Source organism: Tepidamorphus sp. 3E244 (genome assembly GCF_046159835.1).
In the GTDB taxonomy this organism is placed as follows: domain Bacteria; phylum Pseudomonadota; class Alphaproteobacteria; order Rhizobiales; family Tepidamorphaceae; genus JACKJK01.
This window is the reverse complement of the sequence record NZ_JBJXCY010000001.1, coordinates 1,239,125-1,254,317: the sequence shown is the minus strand read 5'-3', so window position 1 is coordinate 1,254,317 and position 15,193 is coordinate 1,239,125. Positions and strand designations below refer to the sequence as shown.

9 protein-coding genes are annotated in these 15,193 nt (G+C 63.5%); 7 read left to right on the top strand and 2 right to left on the bottom strand.

Going from position 1 to position 15,193, the window contains the following annotated elements; translation table 11 throughout:
* Window positions 1–101 precede the first annotated feature (101 nt).
* Window positions 102–2,963 (bottom strand): OmpA family protein, encoded by a 2,862-nt coding sequence (locus ACKTEK_RS05910; RefSeq protein WP_409164311.1) that lies wholly within the window; start codon window positions 2,961–2,963, stop codon window positions 102–104.
* 310 nt (window positions 2,964–3,273) lie between these two features.
* Window positions 3,274–4,389, bottom strand: coding sequence for a porin (locus tag ACKTEK_RS05905; protein ID WP_409164310.1), 1,116 nt, complete (start codon window positions 4,387–4,389; stop codon window positions 3,274–3,276).
* 865 nt (window positions 4,390–5,254) lie between these two features.
* On the opposite strand from ACKTEK_RS05905, the gene ACKTEK_RS05900 reads away from it, so the two are divergent.
* The 7 genes from ACKTEK_RS05900 to ACKTEK_RS05870 all read left to right on the top strand — a co-directional run bounded on the left by ACKTEK_RS05900 (window position 5,255) and on the right by ACKTEK_RS05870 (window position 15,165).
* Window positions 5,255–7,222 carry a dipeptide ABC transporter ATP-binding protein gene (locus tag ACKTEK_RS05900; RefSeq protein WP_409164895.1) on the top strand — a complete coding sequence of 656 codons (1,968 nt, stop codon included), beginning with the start codon at window positions 5,255–5,257 and terminating at the stop codon, window positions 7,220–7,222.
* Window positions 7,222–9,177 (top strand): ABC transporter substrate-binding protein, encoded by a 1,956-nt coding sequence (locus tag ACKTEK_RS05895; RefSeq protein ID WP_409164309.1) that lies wholly within the window; start codon window positions 7,222–7,224, stop codon window positions 9,175–9,177. The genes ACKTEK_RS05900 and ACKTEK_RS05895 overlap by 1 nt, the downstream gene beginning before the upstream one ends.
* A 13-nt stretch (window positions 9,178–9,190) precedes the next feature.
* Window positions 9,191–10,189, top strand: coding sequence for an ABC transporter permease (locus tag ACKTEK_RS05890; RefSeq protein WP_409164308.1), 999 nt, complete (start codon window positions 9,191–9,193; stop codon window positions 10,187–10,189).
* Entirely contained in the window at window positions 10,186–11,367 is a 1,182-nt protein-coding gene (locus ACKTEK_RS05885; protein WP_409164307.1) for an ABC transporter permease, read from the top strand. The genes ACKTEK_RS05890 and ACKTEK_RS05885 overlap by 4 nt, the downstream gene beginning before the upstream one ends.
* Window positions 11,368–11,563: 196 nt before the next feature.
* Window positions 11,564–12,778: a glycosyltransferase family protein gene (locus ACKTEK_RS05880; RefSeq protein ID WP_409164306.1), complete on the top strand. Its 1,215-nt coding sequence runs from the start codon at window positions 11,564–11,566 to the stop codon at window positions 12,776–12,778.
* Window positions 12,779–12,805: 27 nt separating this feature from the next.
* Entirely contained in the window at window positions 12,806–14,050 is a 1,245-nt protein-coding gene (locus ACKTEK_RS05875) for a glycosyltransferase family 4 protein (RefSeq protein WP_409164305.1), read from the top strand.
* Window positions 14,047–15,165, top strand: coding sequence for a glycosyltransferase family protein (locus ACKTEK_RS05870; RefSeq protein WP_409164304.1), 1,119 nt, complete (start codon window positions 14,047–14,049; stop codon window positions 15,163–15,165). The genes ACKTEK_RS05875 and ACKTEK_RS05870 overlap by 4 nt, the downstream gene beginning before the upstream one ends.
* The last annotated feature ends 28 nt before the right edge of the window (window positions 15,166–15,193 follow it).

Sequence of the window (15,193 nt, the reverse complement as noted above, 5' to 3'; positions counted from 1 at the left end):
CGAGGAGCGCGACGTCATCCATCCGGTGATGACGCCGAGGAGCAGCGCCGCGATGATGAACAGCCAAAGCTGGCTTATGAGGTACAGCATTCTCGCGTCCCCTACCCGATGATGGTGAAGGCGATGCGCCGGTTGCGCGCCTTCCCCGCTTCGTTTTCATTGGATGCGACAGGCCGCTCCTCGCCGTATCCCCTGGCGCGCAGCCGTGCTTCCGAAACACCCTTGCCGATCAGGTATTTGACGACCGACTGGGCGCGCTGCTGGCTGAGCGTGAGATTGAAGTCGTCCGGTCCGTCGGAATCGGTGTGGCCCCCGACTTCGATCGCCAGACCGCTGCACGCCTGGATGATTGCCGCGACCTGATCGAGCAGTTCGAAGCTGCTCGCGCTCACATCCGTGCTGCCGACCTCAAAGCGCACGGAGTTGCCTTCCATGGCCGCATCCAGGTGCGTCTGGCAAGTGGATGCCGTGTCCGGCTCGCCCTCGCTGGCGTCCTGACCGCCGACATCCGGGTTGGTCACCTCGACACGCGTCGTGCCGGTGTACCCGGCTGGCAGCTTGTCCGTGACGAGCGTCGCCGCCTCGTCCTTCAACTCGCTGAAGGCGGCGACGCCTTCCAGCGAGACCGACCGGTCGGTCAGCTTGACCGTGCCGGACGTCAGCTTGCCGAGCGCGGCAAACCCCACGCCAACCGCCTGCACCATGCCGCCGGGCGCACCGGATGCCGCGCGCATCTCGTCTTCGACGGTCAGGCCGCTGAAGCGTTCGCGCGCAAACGCGGTGATCTCGCGGCGCACTTCTTCACTCGGCACGTTGCCGGTGAGCGCGAGTGTCTTTGCCCCGCGTTCCGCGCCCCAGACGTAGGGAGAAACGGATGGAGGCAGGATCGTCACCTGGCCAAGCTGCAAACCTGTGGGCAGCGATGCCGTCAACTCACCGGTCACCACATCGTAGGTGTCGAAATCTTCCGCCTCACCCTGGATCGACAATTCGGTTCCCGCCAGCCGCGCCTGCCCGCGCGTCAGGCGCAACAGCTGCGTCAGCGCGAAGCGTGTTGCATCCTCCCAGACGACCGCTTCCTCGCCACCGGTCGCAATCTGCATCCGGTCGGTGACTTCAGCATCCGCCTTTGCGTCCGAGATCTGGGTGAGAATCCTGTCGCGAGACGTCTCGTCGGGAATGAAACCGTCCAGCACCAGCCGCCCGCCATCATGGGTCGCCGTCCAGGTCAGCACACCGATGGCCGCGGGCAATATCTCGACACTGCCGAGCTCGACGCCGTCGGGCAGGCGATTGACGAGCGCATTGGCGGCTGCGAACGCGTCGACATCGCGGGCAACACCGCGCACCGAGAAGATACTCTCATCGAGCGCCGCCTGCCCCTGGTTCAACAGGGTGAGAATGGACGCGGCGAGATTGATCGTCCCGTCGTATTGCTCTTCGGACACCGGCCCGCGCGCAACGCCGACAGTCGATTGCACCTCTAGCCCCGGGCGCGCATCGGTGAAGACGCCAACCAGCCGGTTGCGCGAGTCCGCGCTCGGCGCGAAGCCGTCGAGAATCACGGCATTCGCAGCGATTTTCGCACTCCATGTGAACGACTCAGCTTCAGGGGGCAGGAATTCGCGGCGCGCCAGCGTGAATCCATCCGGGACGTCAGCCACTTGGCCGGACAAGCGGTCGAAGGATTCGGACGTGCGCGCCGTCCCGTCAATGGCAATCCGGCCGGGTACCATGATCCCCTCGCCATCGCCGAAATGCCTCACCGCGTTGAGCACATAGGTGGCTCCGGCGAGCCAAAGCTGCGGCGTTGCACCATCCGGCGCATCGGCGACGCGCATGTCGACACGCACCGGCACCGAGTCGGCTGCAGCGCGGGCAACTTCCGAGATGGCGTCGAACGTTTGACTGTCCGGGACGTAGCCCTCCACGGTCAATCCATCCGGACCCATGCGGGCGATCCACGAAAAGGCATCGGATGGCGGTGGACTGATGTCGGCGCGCGACACGCTGACGCCCGCGGGGAGATTCCTGGACAAGGCGGCGAGAACCGACTCGTAATTCTCGATCGATGCCGCGCTGCCGCTGAGCGTCAGATCACCGCCGGAAAGTCGCGCTTCGGGATTATCAAGCCGAGAGAATTGCAGAAACACGAAATCGACCGCAGCGAGCCATTGTTCACTCGCCAGTCCGCCGCGCGCGATTTGCACGTTGCTGGCGACCTCCGCGCCCGGCAAGCGGTTGCGCGCGAACGTCCGCATGCGGTCACGCGCATCAAAATCGGGCGCGAGCCCATCGAGCGTCAGCGTCGACCCGTCGTAGGAAGCCGACCAGAGATGCGGCGACTCGATAGGCGGCAGCAGTTCGTTGCCGGCGAGACGCACACCATCTGGCAGGGTCTTGAGGCTATCGAAGAGGTCTTCATAGGCCGCCGGTGACCGGGCCTCGCCTTCGATCGTGTAGTCCAACCCCGTCAGGCCGGCCGTTCCCCAGCGAAGCAGCGAGACATGCCCGATGCCGTTCCGCGCCATGGCCTGCCATGCGTCGAGATCGGGAACACCACGCGCAGCGGTAAGATTTGACGTATCGACGCGCACTTGCGGCAAGGCATCCGACGCCACTTGCGCGAGCGCTTCGCCCTCCTTTTGCGAGGGCACATTTCCGGCGAGGATGATTGCATCATCGTCTCGCGTGATCGTCAGGATGAATGGATCCGCCAGCGCCAGCAGGCTCGATTGATCCGTGACGGAGCGCACACCCCAGATTTCCGCCACCATTTCGCGGGCAGCCGCCTGCGCATCCTCACTCGGCGCGGTACCGTTCAAGGTGATGTCGCGGCCATCGGCTGAGGCGTCGGCCCATTCGTGGCCGACGCTGGAAAGGACGATGGAGCTGCGATTGGAAAGGTCGGTCTGGATCGGGACGGGCTTGATGTAGAGCGCGAGCAGCGCGATCAGCGCCAATGGCACGATTCCCCAGAACCAAAGCCAAGGCCGGCACATCGCAAAGCCCCTCCCCCTGAACGTCGAAGACATCCGTTCGCGTCCACGCCGCCGGGACAGAAACGGATATTGGCAATCAAGCTGTGCGGCACATCACGTGATCTTGCCGCAGCACTTCATTGCCGCAACGTCTAGCTAAACCGCCGCTGCGCTGCGCGGCAACACCCGGACTGTGGAAAGGCGGAGCGATCTCTCCGGAATCCGGAAGCCTGACAAAAGAAAAGGCCCCGGCGGTTGCCCGCCGAGGCCCAAATTCCTGATGGCAATCTGATTAGATGCCAGCGCGGAACTGCAGAACGCCAACCACTTCGTCGGTGTCGGCAATCGGCAGGTCGAAGTCCGTACCACGGTAGAAGACTTCACCGATGATGTCGAAGCCGGAAGCAACGCGCCACTGGGCCAAGGCACCAGCAACCATCTGCTCACCGTCCTGAGCCGCAACCGGGGAGTCAACGTCAGCCCAGCCACCAACGAGCTGAACGGTCACGTCGTCGGTCGCCTCGAAGGACAGACCACCCATGAATGCGAACACTTCCTGACCCGGGCCATCCTGGCGGCGAGCAAGGCTCACCCAGTCGAACTGGTAGCCTGGTGCGTCGTCGGTGTAGTTGATCTTACCGAAAACGTTGACGGAGTCGGTGATCTCACCAGCCAGGGCGAACATGATGCCGTAGCCCGTGTTGTCGACACCAGCGCCGAACTCGTTGAAGAGCACTGCACCGGAGAGCTGCGCGTCCCAACCGCCCTGGGCGTAGTTGATGTTCGCAACGACGTTCGGGACGTTGTTCTCGCCCTGCGCGCCAGCGGTGCCGCTACCGGTCAGATCTTCGTAAGCGGAGTCTTCGAGAGCCACAGACACGGTCAGGCCGTTACCAACGGACTGGGTGTAGCGGATCTGGTTGATGCGGATCGTGTGGGCCAGGAACGAAAGGTCCGTGCCGTTGGGATCCGAAGCGCCGTGCAGGTAGGTCGACCAGGTCTTACCAAAGACCCAGTTGCCGAGCTGAGCGAACGCGTGACGGAGCTGAAGGGCGCCGCCGGTGTTCGAGTTGTTGTCGGTCGCCTGGACTTCGATGAACGCACGGACGGTGCCGTGGTCGGTCGAACGACGAGCGTCGAAGTTGAGACGGCCCTGGCCATACATGCCGAAGTCGTCACCACCGGCAACAGTTTCCTGCGAGCCGGCATCTTCGTTGGCGCCCCAAACGATCAAACGGGCGAAGCCGCCGACCTTGAAGCAAACGTCGGTGCCCGGCAGCTCGATGAAGCCACGTGCATCGCAACGGTAGACCGGCTCACGCATCGGTGCGTCAGCGGCCTGGGCAGCCCCGGTCGCCGCGATCGTTGCCGCAGCGGTACCAAGGAGAAGGGTCTTGAACTTGTTCATCCTGACCTCCAGTCAAAAACGAATAAGGGACCAGGTTTCTTCTCTTTCGGGCTTGGCGGCTTGCCGCCTCACCTGTGAAAGGAAGGGTTTCCCCAATTCCCCGTGAATTAGTCTGGTAGAGTTCGCCCCCGAGAGAACCGCCCCGTTCCAGACGTTCACGACATTTCCGGTCCCCCGGTGTCGCTGAAGCCAACATACCGATGCTCCCTGCCCGTTCAACAGGCAAATGGGGCTGCAACCCCTTCCGGCAGGCCTTTTCAAATGGGTGTGTCTTTTGGAACACGATTGCAGGGGTCACAGGCCTCCAAACCCTACCAAACCGTTACTTTAATGCGCTCACGGGGCCATTTGACGTGCAGTCCGCGAGGCTTGAGCGCGACTTCGGCCTTGCGTCCCGCTCCGTCGACTCGCCCAAAACCCCGACTCGCGACACGGAATCGGTTGGTCGATTCCATTCACCTGGACCCAGCGAGTCGCCCGGCCGCTCACGTGCCTTGCCGAGACACTCATTTCAAATGCGCACGAGAGTGCCGACACTCATTATATATATATACGGCAATTTCGGGCTGATCCGAACAGCCACCGGCGGCCAAACGGTGTGGCTCAAATACCGCGTCCGACTCACAGCCGTTGAGGAATCGGGCAAGGGGGTTGCCATTGCGTGCGCTTCGCTGTCACATCCTCCTACGTTAACTAGACAGTGCAGCGGTTGGGGGACCGGTTTTGTCTTGTTTGCCTTCCCGACCGTACGGCCAAGACGGATACGCGAACGCCGGTCAGTCCGGCGGCGTCTCCATCGCGATGCCCAATCCGCCGAGAAGAGCCTGACGACAACAGACCGGAAGCCATCACCTTGAACACTGACGTGAAGCCCGCGCCCGCGGCCGGCAAAGCCGCGCATTCTGCCGCGAACACCACAGGCAACCTGCTGACGGTCGAGAACCTGCGCGTGTCGTTCGACCTTCAGGGCGAACCGCTTGAGGTCGTCAAGGGCGCAAGCTTCCGCATTCGGCCCGGCACCGTCGTCGCGCTCGTTGGCGAATCCGGCTCCGGCAAGTCCGTCATCTCGCAGGCGATCATGGGCATCCTCCCGCGCAACGGCGCGGTCACGGGCGGCTCGATCAATTTCGCCGACCCTGCAAAGGGCGGCCAGGTGGTGGATATCGCCACCCTGCCCCAGTTCAGCGAATCCATGCGGCGGATACGCGGCGGGCGAATCTCGATCATCTTCCAGGAACCGATGACTTCGCTCTCCCCGGTCCACACGATCGGCAACCAGATCGAGGAAGCGCTGACGCTGCACACCAAGGCGCGCGGCGCGAAGGCGCGCGAGGAAACCGAGAAGATGCTCGGCCGGGTCGGTTTCCCGGACCCGCACCGCGCCTACGACATGTATGCGTTCGAATTGTCGGGCGGCCTACGCCAGCGCGCGATGATCGCCATGGCGCTGATCTGCAACCCGGCGCTGCTGATTGCCGATGAACCCTCGACCGCACTCGACGTGACGGTGCAGGCGCAGGTTCTGGCGCTGCTCAAGGACCTGCAGGCCGAACTCGGCATGGCGATGTTGCTGATCACGCACGATCTGGGCGTGGTTGCGAACGTCGCGGACGAGGTCGTCGTCATCTATCACGGCGAGATCATGGAAGCCGGGCCGGTGGAAGACATCTTCACCAACCCGCAGCACCCCTATCTCAAGGCCCTGCTGGCCGCCGTCCCCCATTTCGACATGCAGCCCGGCGAGCGGCTCGTCTCGCTGCGGTCAGCCGCCGGTGCGGCCACCCGCAAGAAGCCCGAAGCGGAGCAGGACCGGACGCCGAAAACCAAGCCCGACCCGGAAGCGGATGCGATTCTCGAAGTCGCCAGCATCATCAAGTCCTTCCAGATCAAGAAGGGCAGCTTCTTCTCCTCCGGGCAGACGGAATCGACGCGCGCCGTTGACAATGTCAGCTTCAAGGTGGGGCGCGGCGAATGCCTTGGGCTGGTTGGCGAGTCCGGCTGCGGCAAGACCACGGTCAGCAAGATCATCACCCGTGCGCTGACGCCTGACTCCGGCAAGGTGATCTTCCGCCCCGAGCCCGGCACGAACGTCGAGCTGACCGCGCTCGATGGCAGCGACCTGAAGGAGACGCGGTCCAAGATCCAGATGATCTTCCAAGACCCGTTCGGCTCCCTCAATCCGCGCATGACGGTGCTTGAGATCCTGCGCGAGCCGCTGGTAATCCACGGTATCGGCAACCGCTCGCAGCAGCTGGAACGAATCACGCAACTGATGCAGCAGGTTGGCCTCGACCCAAGATACCTGAGCCGCTACCCGCATTCCTTCTCCGGCGGCCAGCGCCAGCGCATCGGCATTGCGCGCGCACTTGCACTCAACCCGAGCCTGATCATCTGTGATGAGCCGGTGTCGGCCCTCGACGTCAGCGTGCAGGCACAAATCCTCAATCTTCTGAAGGATTTGCAGGCCGATCTTGATCTAACTTATCTGTTCATTTCGCACAATCTTGCGGTCATCGACTACATGGCGGATCGCATCGCCGTCATGTGGAAGGGCCGGCTGGTGGAGATCGCTCAGCGTTCGACCCTGTTCCGCAACCCGCGCCACCCCTACACGCGCGCGCTGCTGGATGCCGTGCCCTATCCGGACCTTGACCGGCAGCTGGACTTCGAGACGATGCGCACCCGCCCCGGCTCCGACCCGGCCAACTGGGACGCCAAGTTCCGGCCGGGCAACATGGAGACAGGCGAAGGTGAAATGATGGCTTTTGTTGAAGTGGAACCCGGTCACAGCGTGCTCGTGAAGAGCGGCACGCAACCCTCGGAGGTGGTGTGATGTCTGCTTTCTCGAAGATTTACCGTCTGTCCGGCAAGCGTCTGCCCGGCATCTGCGCGGCACTGACACTCGCTGCCTCGCTTACGTCGCCTGCCCTGTCGCAGGACCTGTCGATCAAGGAAGCCCCCTTGCTCACCGAGAGGGTCGAGAAAGGCGAACTGCCGCCGCTGGCCGAGCGCCTGCCCGCCAACCCGATGGTTGTCGACCTCTCCGGCGATCGCCAGCCCGGCACCTATGGCGGCATCTGGCGGATGCTGATGAAGGATCAGAAAGACATCCGGATGATGACGATCTTCAGCTATGCGCGGCTGGTCGGCTTCACACCGGAATTCGAACTGGAGCCTGACATTCTCGAAGCCGTCGAGATCGAGGAAGACCGGGTCTTCACCTTCCATCTGCGCGAGGGGCACAAGTGGTCTGACGGGCATCCGTTCACCGCCGAGGATTTTCGCTACTGGTATGAGGATGTCGCGCTGAACGAGGACCTCTCGTCGGGCGGCTTCCCGCCGGAAATGCGTCCCAACGGAAACGATCCGACCTTCGAGGTCGTCGACGAAACCACGGTTCGCTATACGTGGGAGAAGCCGAACCCGGTCTTCATGGCAGCACTCGCAGGACCGCGCCCGCTCGAGATCTATATGCCGGCGCATTACCTCAAGCTATTCCACGAGCGCTACCAGACGCCCGAGAAGCTCGCCGAGATGATCGAGGCGGAAAGCGTCAAGGACTGGGACTCGCTGCATCGGCGCATGGCCCGCAGCTACCGCCCGGAAAACCCGGCACTGCCGACGCTGATGCCCTGGTACAATTCCACCGAGCCGCCGGCAGAGCGCTTCGTCTTCGAGCGCAATCCCTACTTCCACCGGGTCGACCAGCACGGCCGTCAGTTGCCCTACATGGACAGCGTTGCGATTTCCATGGGCTCCTCCAGCCTGATCCCGGCCAAGACCGGCACCGGCGAAACCGACCTGCAGGCGCGCTACATCCGGTTTGACGACTACACGTTCCTGAAGGCCTCGGAAGAGCAGCAGAGCTACTCGGTGAAGCTATGGGCGACCGGCAACGGCGCAAAGATCGCGCTCTATCCCAACCTGAACTACGAAGACCCGGCCTGGCGCGACGTCTTCCGTGACGTGCGCTTCCGCCGTGCGCTGTCTCTCGCCATCAACCGCGACGAGATCAACGAGGCGATCTATTACGGCCTCGCCCGCGTCAGCGCCAACACCGTGCTGGAGGAAAGCAAGCTCTACCGGCCGGAATACGCGAAGGCCTATACCGAATTCGACCTCGACGAGGCCAATGCCCTGCTCGACGAAATGGGCCTGGACAAGCGCGACTGGGACGGTGTTCGCTTGTTGCCGGATGGCCAGCGCGCCGAGATCATCGTGGCGTCCGCCGGTGAAAGCACCGAGGAAGCCGACGTCCTGCAGCTGATCCACGACACGTGGATGGCTGCCGGCATCAAGCTCTATCCCCGCTCCTCGCAGCGTGACATCTTCCGCCGCCGTGTCTTCGCCGGCCAGACGATGATTTCCGTGTGGCCCGGATACGACAACGCCCTGCCGACAGCCGATTTCAGCCCCAGCGAGTTTGCGCCCACCACGCAGCAGCAGCTGCAATGGCCGGCATGGGGGCTTTACAAGGAATCGCAGGGGGAAAGCGGCACCGAGCCGGAACTGCCCGAGGCCAAGCGTCTCGTGGAACTGTATGACGAGTGGCTGCAGGCCTCCAGCGATGCCGAGCGCCGGACCGTGTGGCACGAGATCCTCTCGATCCACGCCGAACAGGTCTACTCGATCGGTATCGTCAATGGCACGTTCCAGCCGATCGTCGTCTCCAACCGCATGCACAACGTGCCGGACAAGGGTCTGTATACCTACGATCCGGGCTCGTATTTCGGGGTCTACCAGCCGGATACCTTCTGGCTGGATTCGAACCCGTCCAACCCGTCCTGAGACTGCCTGACCCATGCTGGCCTACATATTCCGACGCATCCTGATCATGATCCCGACGCTGCTCATCACGAGCGCGTTGATCTTCACGATCATCGAACTGCCGCCCGGCGACTATTTCGAAACCTACGTGGCGGAACTGCAGGCCCAGGGCGAGAAGGTCGACGAGGAACGGCTGAACTTCCTGCGCGAGGAATACGGGTTCGACAAGCCGCCCATCGAGCGGTACTTCCAGTGGCTCGGCGGCTGGTTCGTGGGCGATTTCGGCTATTCCTTCGCCTATGAACTCCCGGTCAAGGATGTGGTCGGCGACAGGCTGTACCTGACGATACTGGTCTCCTTCGTGACCATCATCTTCACGTGGATCGTCGCCTTCCCCATCGGCATATACTCGGCAACCCATCAGTATAGCTGGGGCGACTACGGGCTGACATTCGTCGGCCTGCTGGGGCTTGCGACGCCCAACTTCCTGCTCGCGCTGCTGATGATGTATTTCGCCAACCTGTGGTTCGGCACGTCCATCGGCCACCTGATGGCGCCGGAGTATCTCGATGAACCGATGAGCTGGGCGAAAGCGCGCTCGATCGGCGAGCACCTCATCATCCCGGTCATCGTCATCGGGACGGCGGGCACCGCGGGCATGATACGCAGGCTGCGCGCCAACCTCCTGGATGAACTCCAGAAGCAATACGTCACGACCGCGCGCGCCAAGGGGCTTCACCCGTTCAAGGCGCTGATGAAGTACCCGCTGCGCATGGCACTTAACTTCTTCATCTCCGACATCGGCTCGATCCTGCCGGCGATCATCTCGGGCGCCGAGATCGTCGCCATCGTCCTGTCGCTCGAGACAACCGGGCCGCTGCTCATCAACGCCCTGCAGAGCCAGGACATGTATCTGGCCGGCTCGTTCCTGATGTTCCTGGCACTGCTGACCGTGATCGGCGTGCTGATATCCGATATCGCGCTGGCAATTCTCGACCCGCGTATCCGTCTTGCGGGAGGCAGCACGAAATGACGACCGGACAGCTCACCCCGCCCGGCGACCGCGACCTGCCGCACTACGTCAACGATGCCCCGTTTGACGCACGCACAATCGAGCAGCTGACGCCCGCGCAGGAGCGGATCTACCTCGCCTCGCAGTGGAAACTGATGTGGTGGAAGTTCAAGCGCCACCGCATCGCCGTGTGGTGCGGGTGGTTTCTGGTGGCGATGTATCTGATTGCGGTGTTCGCAGAATTTCTCGCGCCCTACAATCTCGACTCGCGCCACATCAAGCGCATCTACCATCCGCCGCAAGGTGTGCACCTGTTCCATGACGGATCGTTCATCGGGCCGTTCGTCTACGACACGTCCTATGAACTCAACATGGTCAACCTGAAGCGCGAATACACGCTGCTCGAAGACCGCCCGCTACAGCTGCGTTTCTTCTGCGAGGCGGAGCCTTACGAGATGTGGGGCTTCATTCCCATGGACACGCACCTTTTTTGCGCACCTGAGGGCGAAACCGCCTTCCTGCTGGGTACTGACAGGCTCGGGCGCGACATGCTTTCGCGCATCATCTACGGCGCGCGCATCTCGCTTTCCATCGGCCTGCTCGGCGTTGCCATCAGCTTCACGCTCGGCATCGTCATCGGCGGGCTTGCCGGCTATTACGGCGGCTGGGTGGACATGGTGGTCCAGCGCATCATCGAGGTGATCCAGTCGATCCCCTCCATCCCGCTGTGGCTGGCGCTAGCGGCCATCATGCCTGTGACGTGGAATCCGCTGGTCGTTTATTTCGCGATTACCGTGATCCTCGGCCTGCTGGACTGGACGGGGCTTGCACGCGCGGTGCGTTCGAAACTGCTGGCACTGCGCGAGGAAGACTACGTGCTGGCCGCACAGCTCATGGGCGCAAGCCCCAAGCGCATCATCTCGCGCCACCTTGTGCCGGGCTTCATCAGCCACCTGATTGCAACCGCGACGATCTCGATCCCGACCATGATCCTCGGCGAGACGGCGTTGTCGTTCCTCGGTCTTGGCCTGCGCCCGCCCATCACGTCCTGGGGCGTGCTGCTGACGGAAGCGCAGAACATCAACGTGGTCGCGCTCTATCCATGGCTCATCCTGCCGGTGGTGCCGGTGATCCTCGTCATCCTCGCCTACAATTTCCTGGGCGATGGATTGCGCGATGCGGCGGACCCGTACAAATAGCTGGCGGACGAAAATAACGTATGCGAAGAGGCGCGGGTTGTCTGATAGTCTCATTTCGCATCAGCGACAGGCAGCCGGTGACGTGCTAGGTTTTTCATCGTGCTGCAAAATCGTGCGTGACCGGCCTTGCGAGGACAAGGCGATGTCCGCGCAACGCGCAAATCGCGCGTCGTGACCGAAGCGAGAAGGACATGTCATGACACGCAGAGGTCACGCCCGCGTTCTGATGTACAGCCACGACACGTTCGGGCTCGGCCACCTGCGGCGCTGCCGCTCCATCGCACATGCGCTGGTGGAGCGTTTCAGCGGCATCATGGTGCTCATCATTTCCGGCTCGCCGATTGCCGGTGCCTTCGATTTCCGCGCCCGCGTGGACTTCGTGAAGGTGCCGAGCGTCATCAAGCTCCACAACGGCGACTACACCTCTCTCGACCAGCACATCGACCTCGCGGACACGCTGGAAATGCGCCGCGCGGTCATTCATCACACGGCTGCCGCTTTCGATCCCGACATCATGATCGTGGACAAGGAGCCGATGGGCCTGCGCGGCGAGCTTGAATCGACGCTCGAACTGCTCGGCGAACGCGGCACCATGCTGATCGCCGGCCTGCGCGAGGTGATGGACGGCCCCGAGGAACTCCGCGAGGAATGGGAGCGCGCCGACATGGTGCGCAAGGTCACCGAGACCTATGACCATGTCTGGGTCTACGGGCCGCGTGATTTCTGGAACCCGCTGACCGGCCTCGACGTGCCAGAGGCCCTGACCCAGCGCATCAGCTACACCGGGTATCTCGACCGTACGGGCAAGTCCGCGCCGACGCACCACCCGCAGAACGTGCCGAAGAACTATATCCTTGTGACCGCAGGTGGCGGTGGTGACGGTGCGCCGCTGATGAATGACGTTCTCAGCGCGCTGGAAGCCCACGGTCCGTTCGACCACCCTCTCCTGCTGCTGCTTGGCCCCTTCATGAAGGCGGTGGACAAGGAAGCGCTCTATTCCCGCGCTGAAAGCCTCGACGGCGTGACGATCATCGACTTCGACAACCGCGCCGAAACACTGGTCGCCAATGCCAAGGGCATCGTCAGCATGTGCGGCTACAACACGTTCTGCGAGATCCTGTCCTATGACCGGCCGGCCCTCATCGTGCCGCGCACGAAGCCGCGCCGCGAACAGGAAATTCGCGCCCGGCGCGCCGCCGATCTTGGCATCGTCGACATGCTGCTGCCCGAAGAATCCTCCGATCCGCAGCGCTTGGCCGAGGCCCTGCGCCGCCTGCCGCAGCGCAACCGCCCGTCGCAGGCCGAGCATCCGCTTGAACTCGACGGCCTCGACGCCATCTGCGACTTCGTGGAGCAGCATTTCGACAGGCACTCACGGCGCAGCCTGACCGTTGTCGGCGCTTCAAGCTGACCCGACCAACCTCTCAGGACATCCAAATTGGCACCTGATCGCCGCAAGACGCTCGCCATCGTCGTGAAGGGCTATCCGCGCCTGTCGGAAACCTTCATCGCGCAGGAAATCCTCGCGCTGCAGGAGGCGGGTTTCCCGCTGCAGCTCGTGTCGCTGCGCCGCCCGACCGACAAGGCCGTCCACCCGGTCCATAAGCAGATCACCGCGCCGGTCACCTACCTGCCGGAATACCTGCATGACGAGCCGGGCCGGGTCTTCAAGGCTGTGCTGGCAGGCCTAGTGAAGCCCCGCTTCTGGGGGGCGTTCGGCGCATTCCTGCGTGACGTGTTGCGCGACCCGACGCGCAACCGTGTGCGCCGCTTCGGCCAGGGCTGCGTCATGGCAGCCGAGATCGCGCCGAAGGCCGACTGGCTGCACGCGCATTTCATTCACACGCCAGCCAGCGCGACGCGGTACGCGAGCCTCGTTTCCGGCCTTCCGTGGTCCTGCTCGGCGCACGCCAAGGATATCTGGACTTCGGACGATTGGGACCTGTCGGACAAGCTGGCGCAGGCGCGCTGGACCGTGACCTGCACGGCATCTGGCCATGCCCACCTGCAATCGCTGGCCGCAAAGCCCGAATCCGTCCACCTCAGCTATCACGGCATCGACCTCGAGCGGTTTCCCTCGCCTCCGACACGCCAACGCGCGGAGGCCAACGCGCTGAAGATCCTCGCCGTGGGCCGCGCGGTCGAAAAGAAGGGCTTCGATCTGCTTCTGTCCGCGCTCGTGGCGTTGTCCAACGACATTGCTTGGTCGCTGGACCATATCGGCGGTGGCGAGAAACTCGACGAACTGAAGGCGCAGGCCGAGCAGCTCGGCATCGCGGGAAACATCTCTTGGCATGGCGCCAAGCCGCAGGACGAGGTGCTTGCGGCTTACCGCGCAGCCGATGTGTTCGCTTTGCCCTGCCGGATCGCGGCTGACGGTGACCGCGACGGCTTGCCCAATGTGCTGATGGAAGCGCAGACCCAGCGGCTGGCCTGCCTGTCGACCGACATTTCCGGCGTTGGCGAACTCATCGTGGACGGCGAGACCGGCATCCTCTGCCCGCCGGAGGACGTGGATTGCCTGCGCGCCGCGCTCGAACGCCTCGCCCGCGACCCTGCCTATCGCGAGCGCCTCGCTGAAGCCGGTGAAAAGCGCGTGCGGGCCCGCTTCGACCACGACAAGACGGCCGCCGAACTGATCGGCCTGTTCGACGCCGCACTCGGCAGGGACGCCGGCGCGTGACCCGCGTCCTGTTCTACGTGCAGCACCTGCTCGGCATCGGCCATGTATACCGCGCGCGGCGCGTGTGCGACGCGATCCATGCCAGCGGGCTGGAGCTGACGCTGGTCACCGGCGGATTGCCGGTGAAGGTACTGGAGAACCTGCCATACGACGTCGTCCAGCTTCCGCCGCTGCGCACGTCCGGAACGGATTTCGCGGGGCTGGTAGACGCCGACGGCAACCCTGCCGACGAGGCCTACATGCAGGGCCGCCGCGCGCAATTGCTCGAACTGGCCGAAAGCCTGAGGCCGGATATCGCCATCACCGAGGCCTACCCGTTCGGGCGGCGGCAGATGCGCCACGAGTTGCGCCCGTTTCTCGAAACCTTGCGGGAGAACGGCGCGAAGCTTTTATGTTCGGTGCGAGATATTCTGCAGCAGAACCGCAAGCCGGGCCGCGATGCCGAAGCACGCGACCTACTGAACGCGCTCTATGACGGCGTGCTCGTCCACGGCGACCCCAGAATCGCCAGTCTCGCCGACACGTTTCCGCTGGCTGACGAGATTTCCATACCTGTGCATCACACCGGCATGGTCGCACCGCCGGTTTCGCCACCATCCGCGCGCGACAAACGCGTCGTGGTTTCTGCCGGAGGCGGTGTCGTCGGCGGCAAGCTGCTGCAGGCAGCAAGCGCCGCGGCCAGCGACCCGCGCATGGCGGCTCACGAGTTCGTGCTATCGACAGGCCCGAACCTGCCGGAAAACGAGCGCGCTGCGCTTCTCGCCGCCTCACCCGCCAACGTGAAGGTCGTATCCTTCGTCGACGATCTTCCGGGCATGCTGGCAGCGAGCGAAGTGTCGGTTTCACAAGCCGGCTACAATACGGTCGCCGATATCCTGGTGGCAGACACGCCCTGCGTGCTCGTACCGTTCGCGACCGACGGCGAAACCGAGCAGACTTTCCGCGCGCAGGCCCTTTCACGGCTGGAGCGGGCCGTTCACCTGCCCGAGGTCGACGTCACGGCATCGTCCCTTGCCGAGGCAATCACGCGCGCCGCGCAGCTGCGCCACCGCGCGATTTCCATGTCGCTGGACGGCGCAGCGAAGACGGCTTCGCTTCTCAAGAACATGCACTGACCCGAATATTGCGGCGCAAAGGATTGCC

Coding starts and splice junctions, on each gene's coding strand:
- ACKTEK_RS05895 (WP_409164309.1), top strand. CDS start 7,222: ATGTCTGCTTTCTCGAAGATTTACCGTCTGTCCGGCAAGCGTCTGCCC.
- ACKTEK_RS05885 (WP_409164307.1), top strand. CDS start 10,186: ATGACGACCGGACAGCTCACCCCGCCCGGCGACCGCGACCTGCCGCAC.
- ACKTEK_RS05880 (WP_409164306.1), top strand. CDS start 11,564: ATGACACGCAGAGGTCACGCCCGCGTTCTGATGTACAGCCACGACACG.
- ACKTEK_RS05890 (WP_409164308.1), top strand. CDS start 9,191: ATGCTGGCCTACATATTCCGACGCATCCTGATCATGATCCCGACGCTG.
- ACKTEK_RS05905 (WP_409164310.1), bottom strand. CDS start 4,389: ATGAACAAGTTCAAGACCCTTCTCCTTGGTACCGCTGCGGCAACGATC.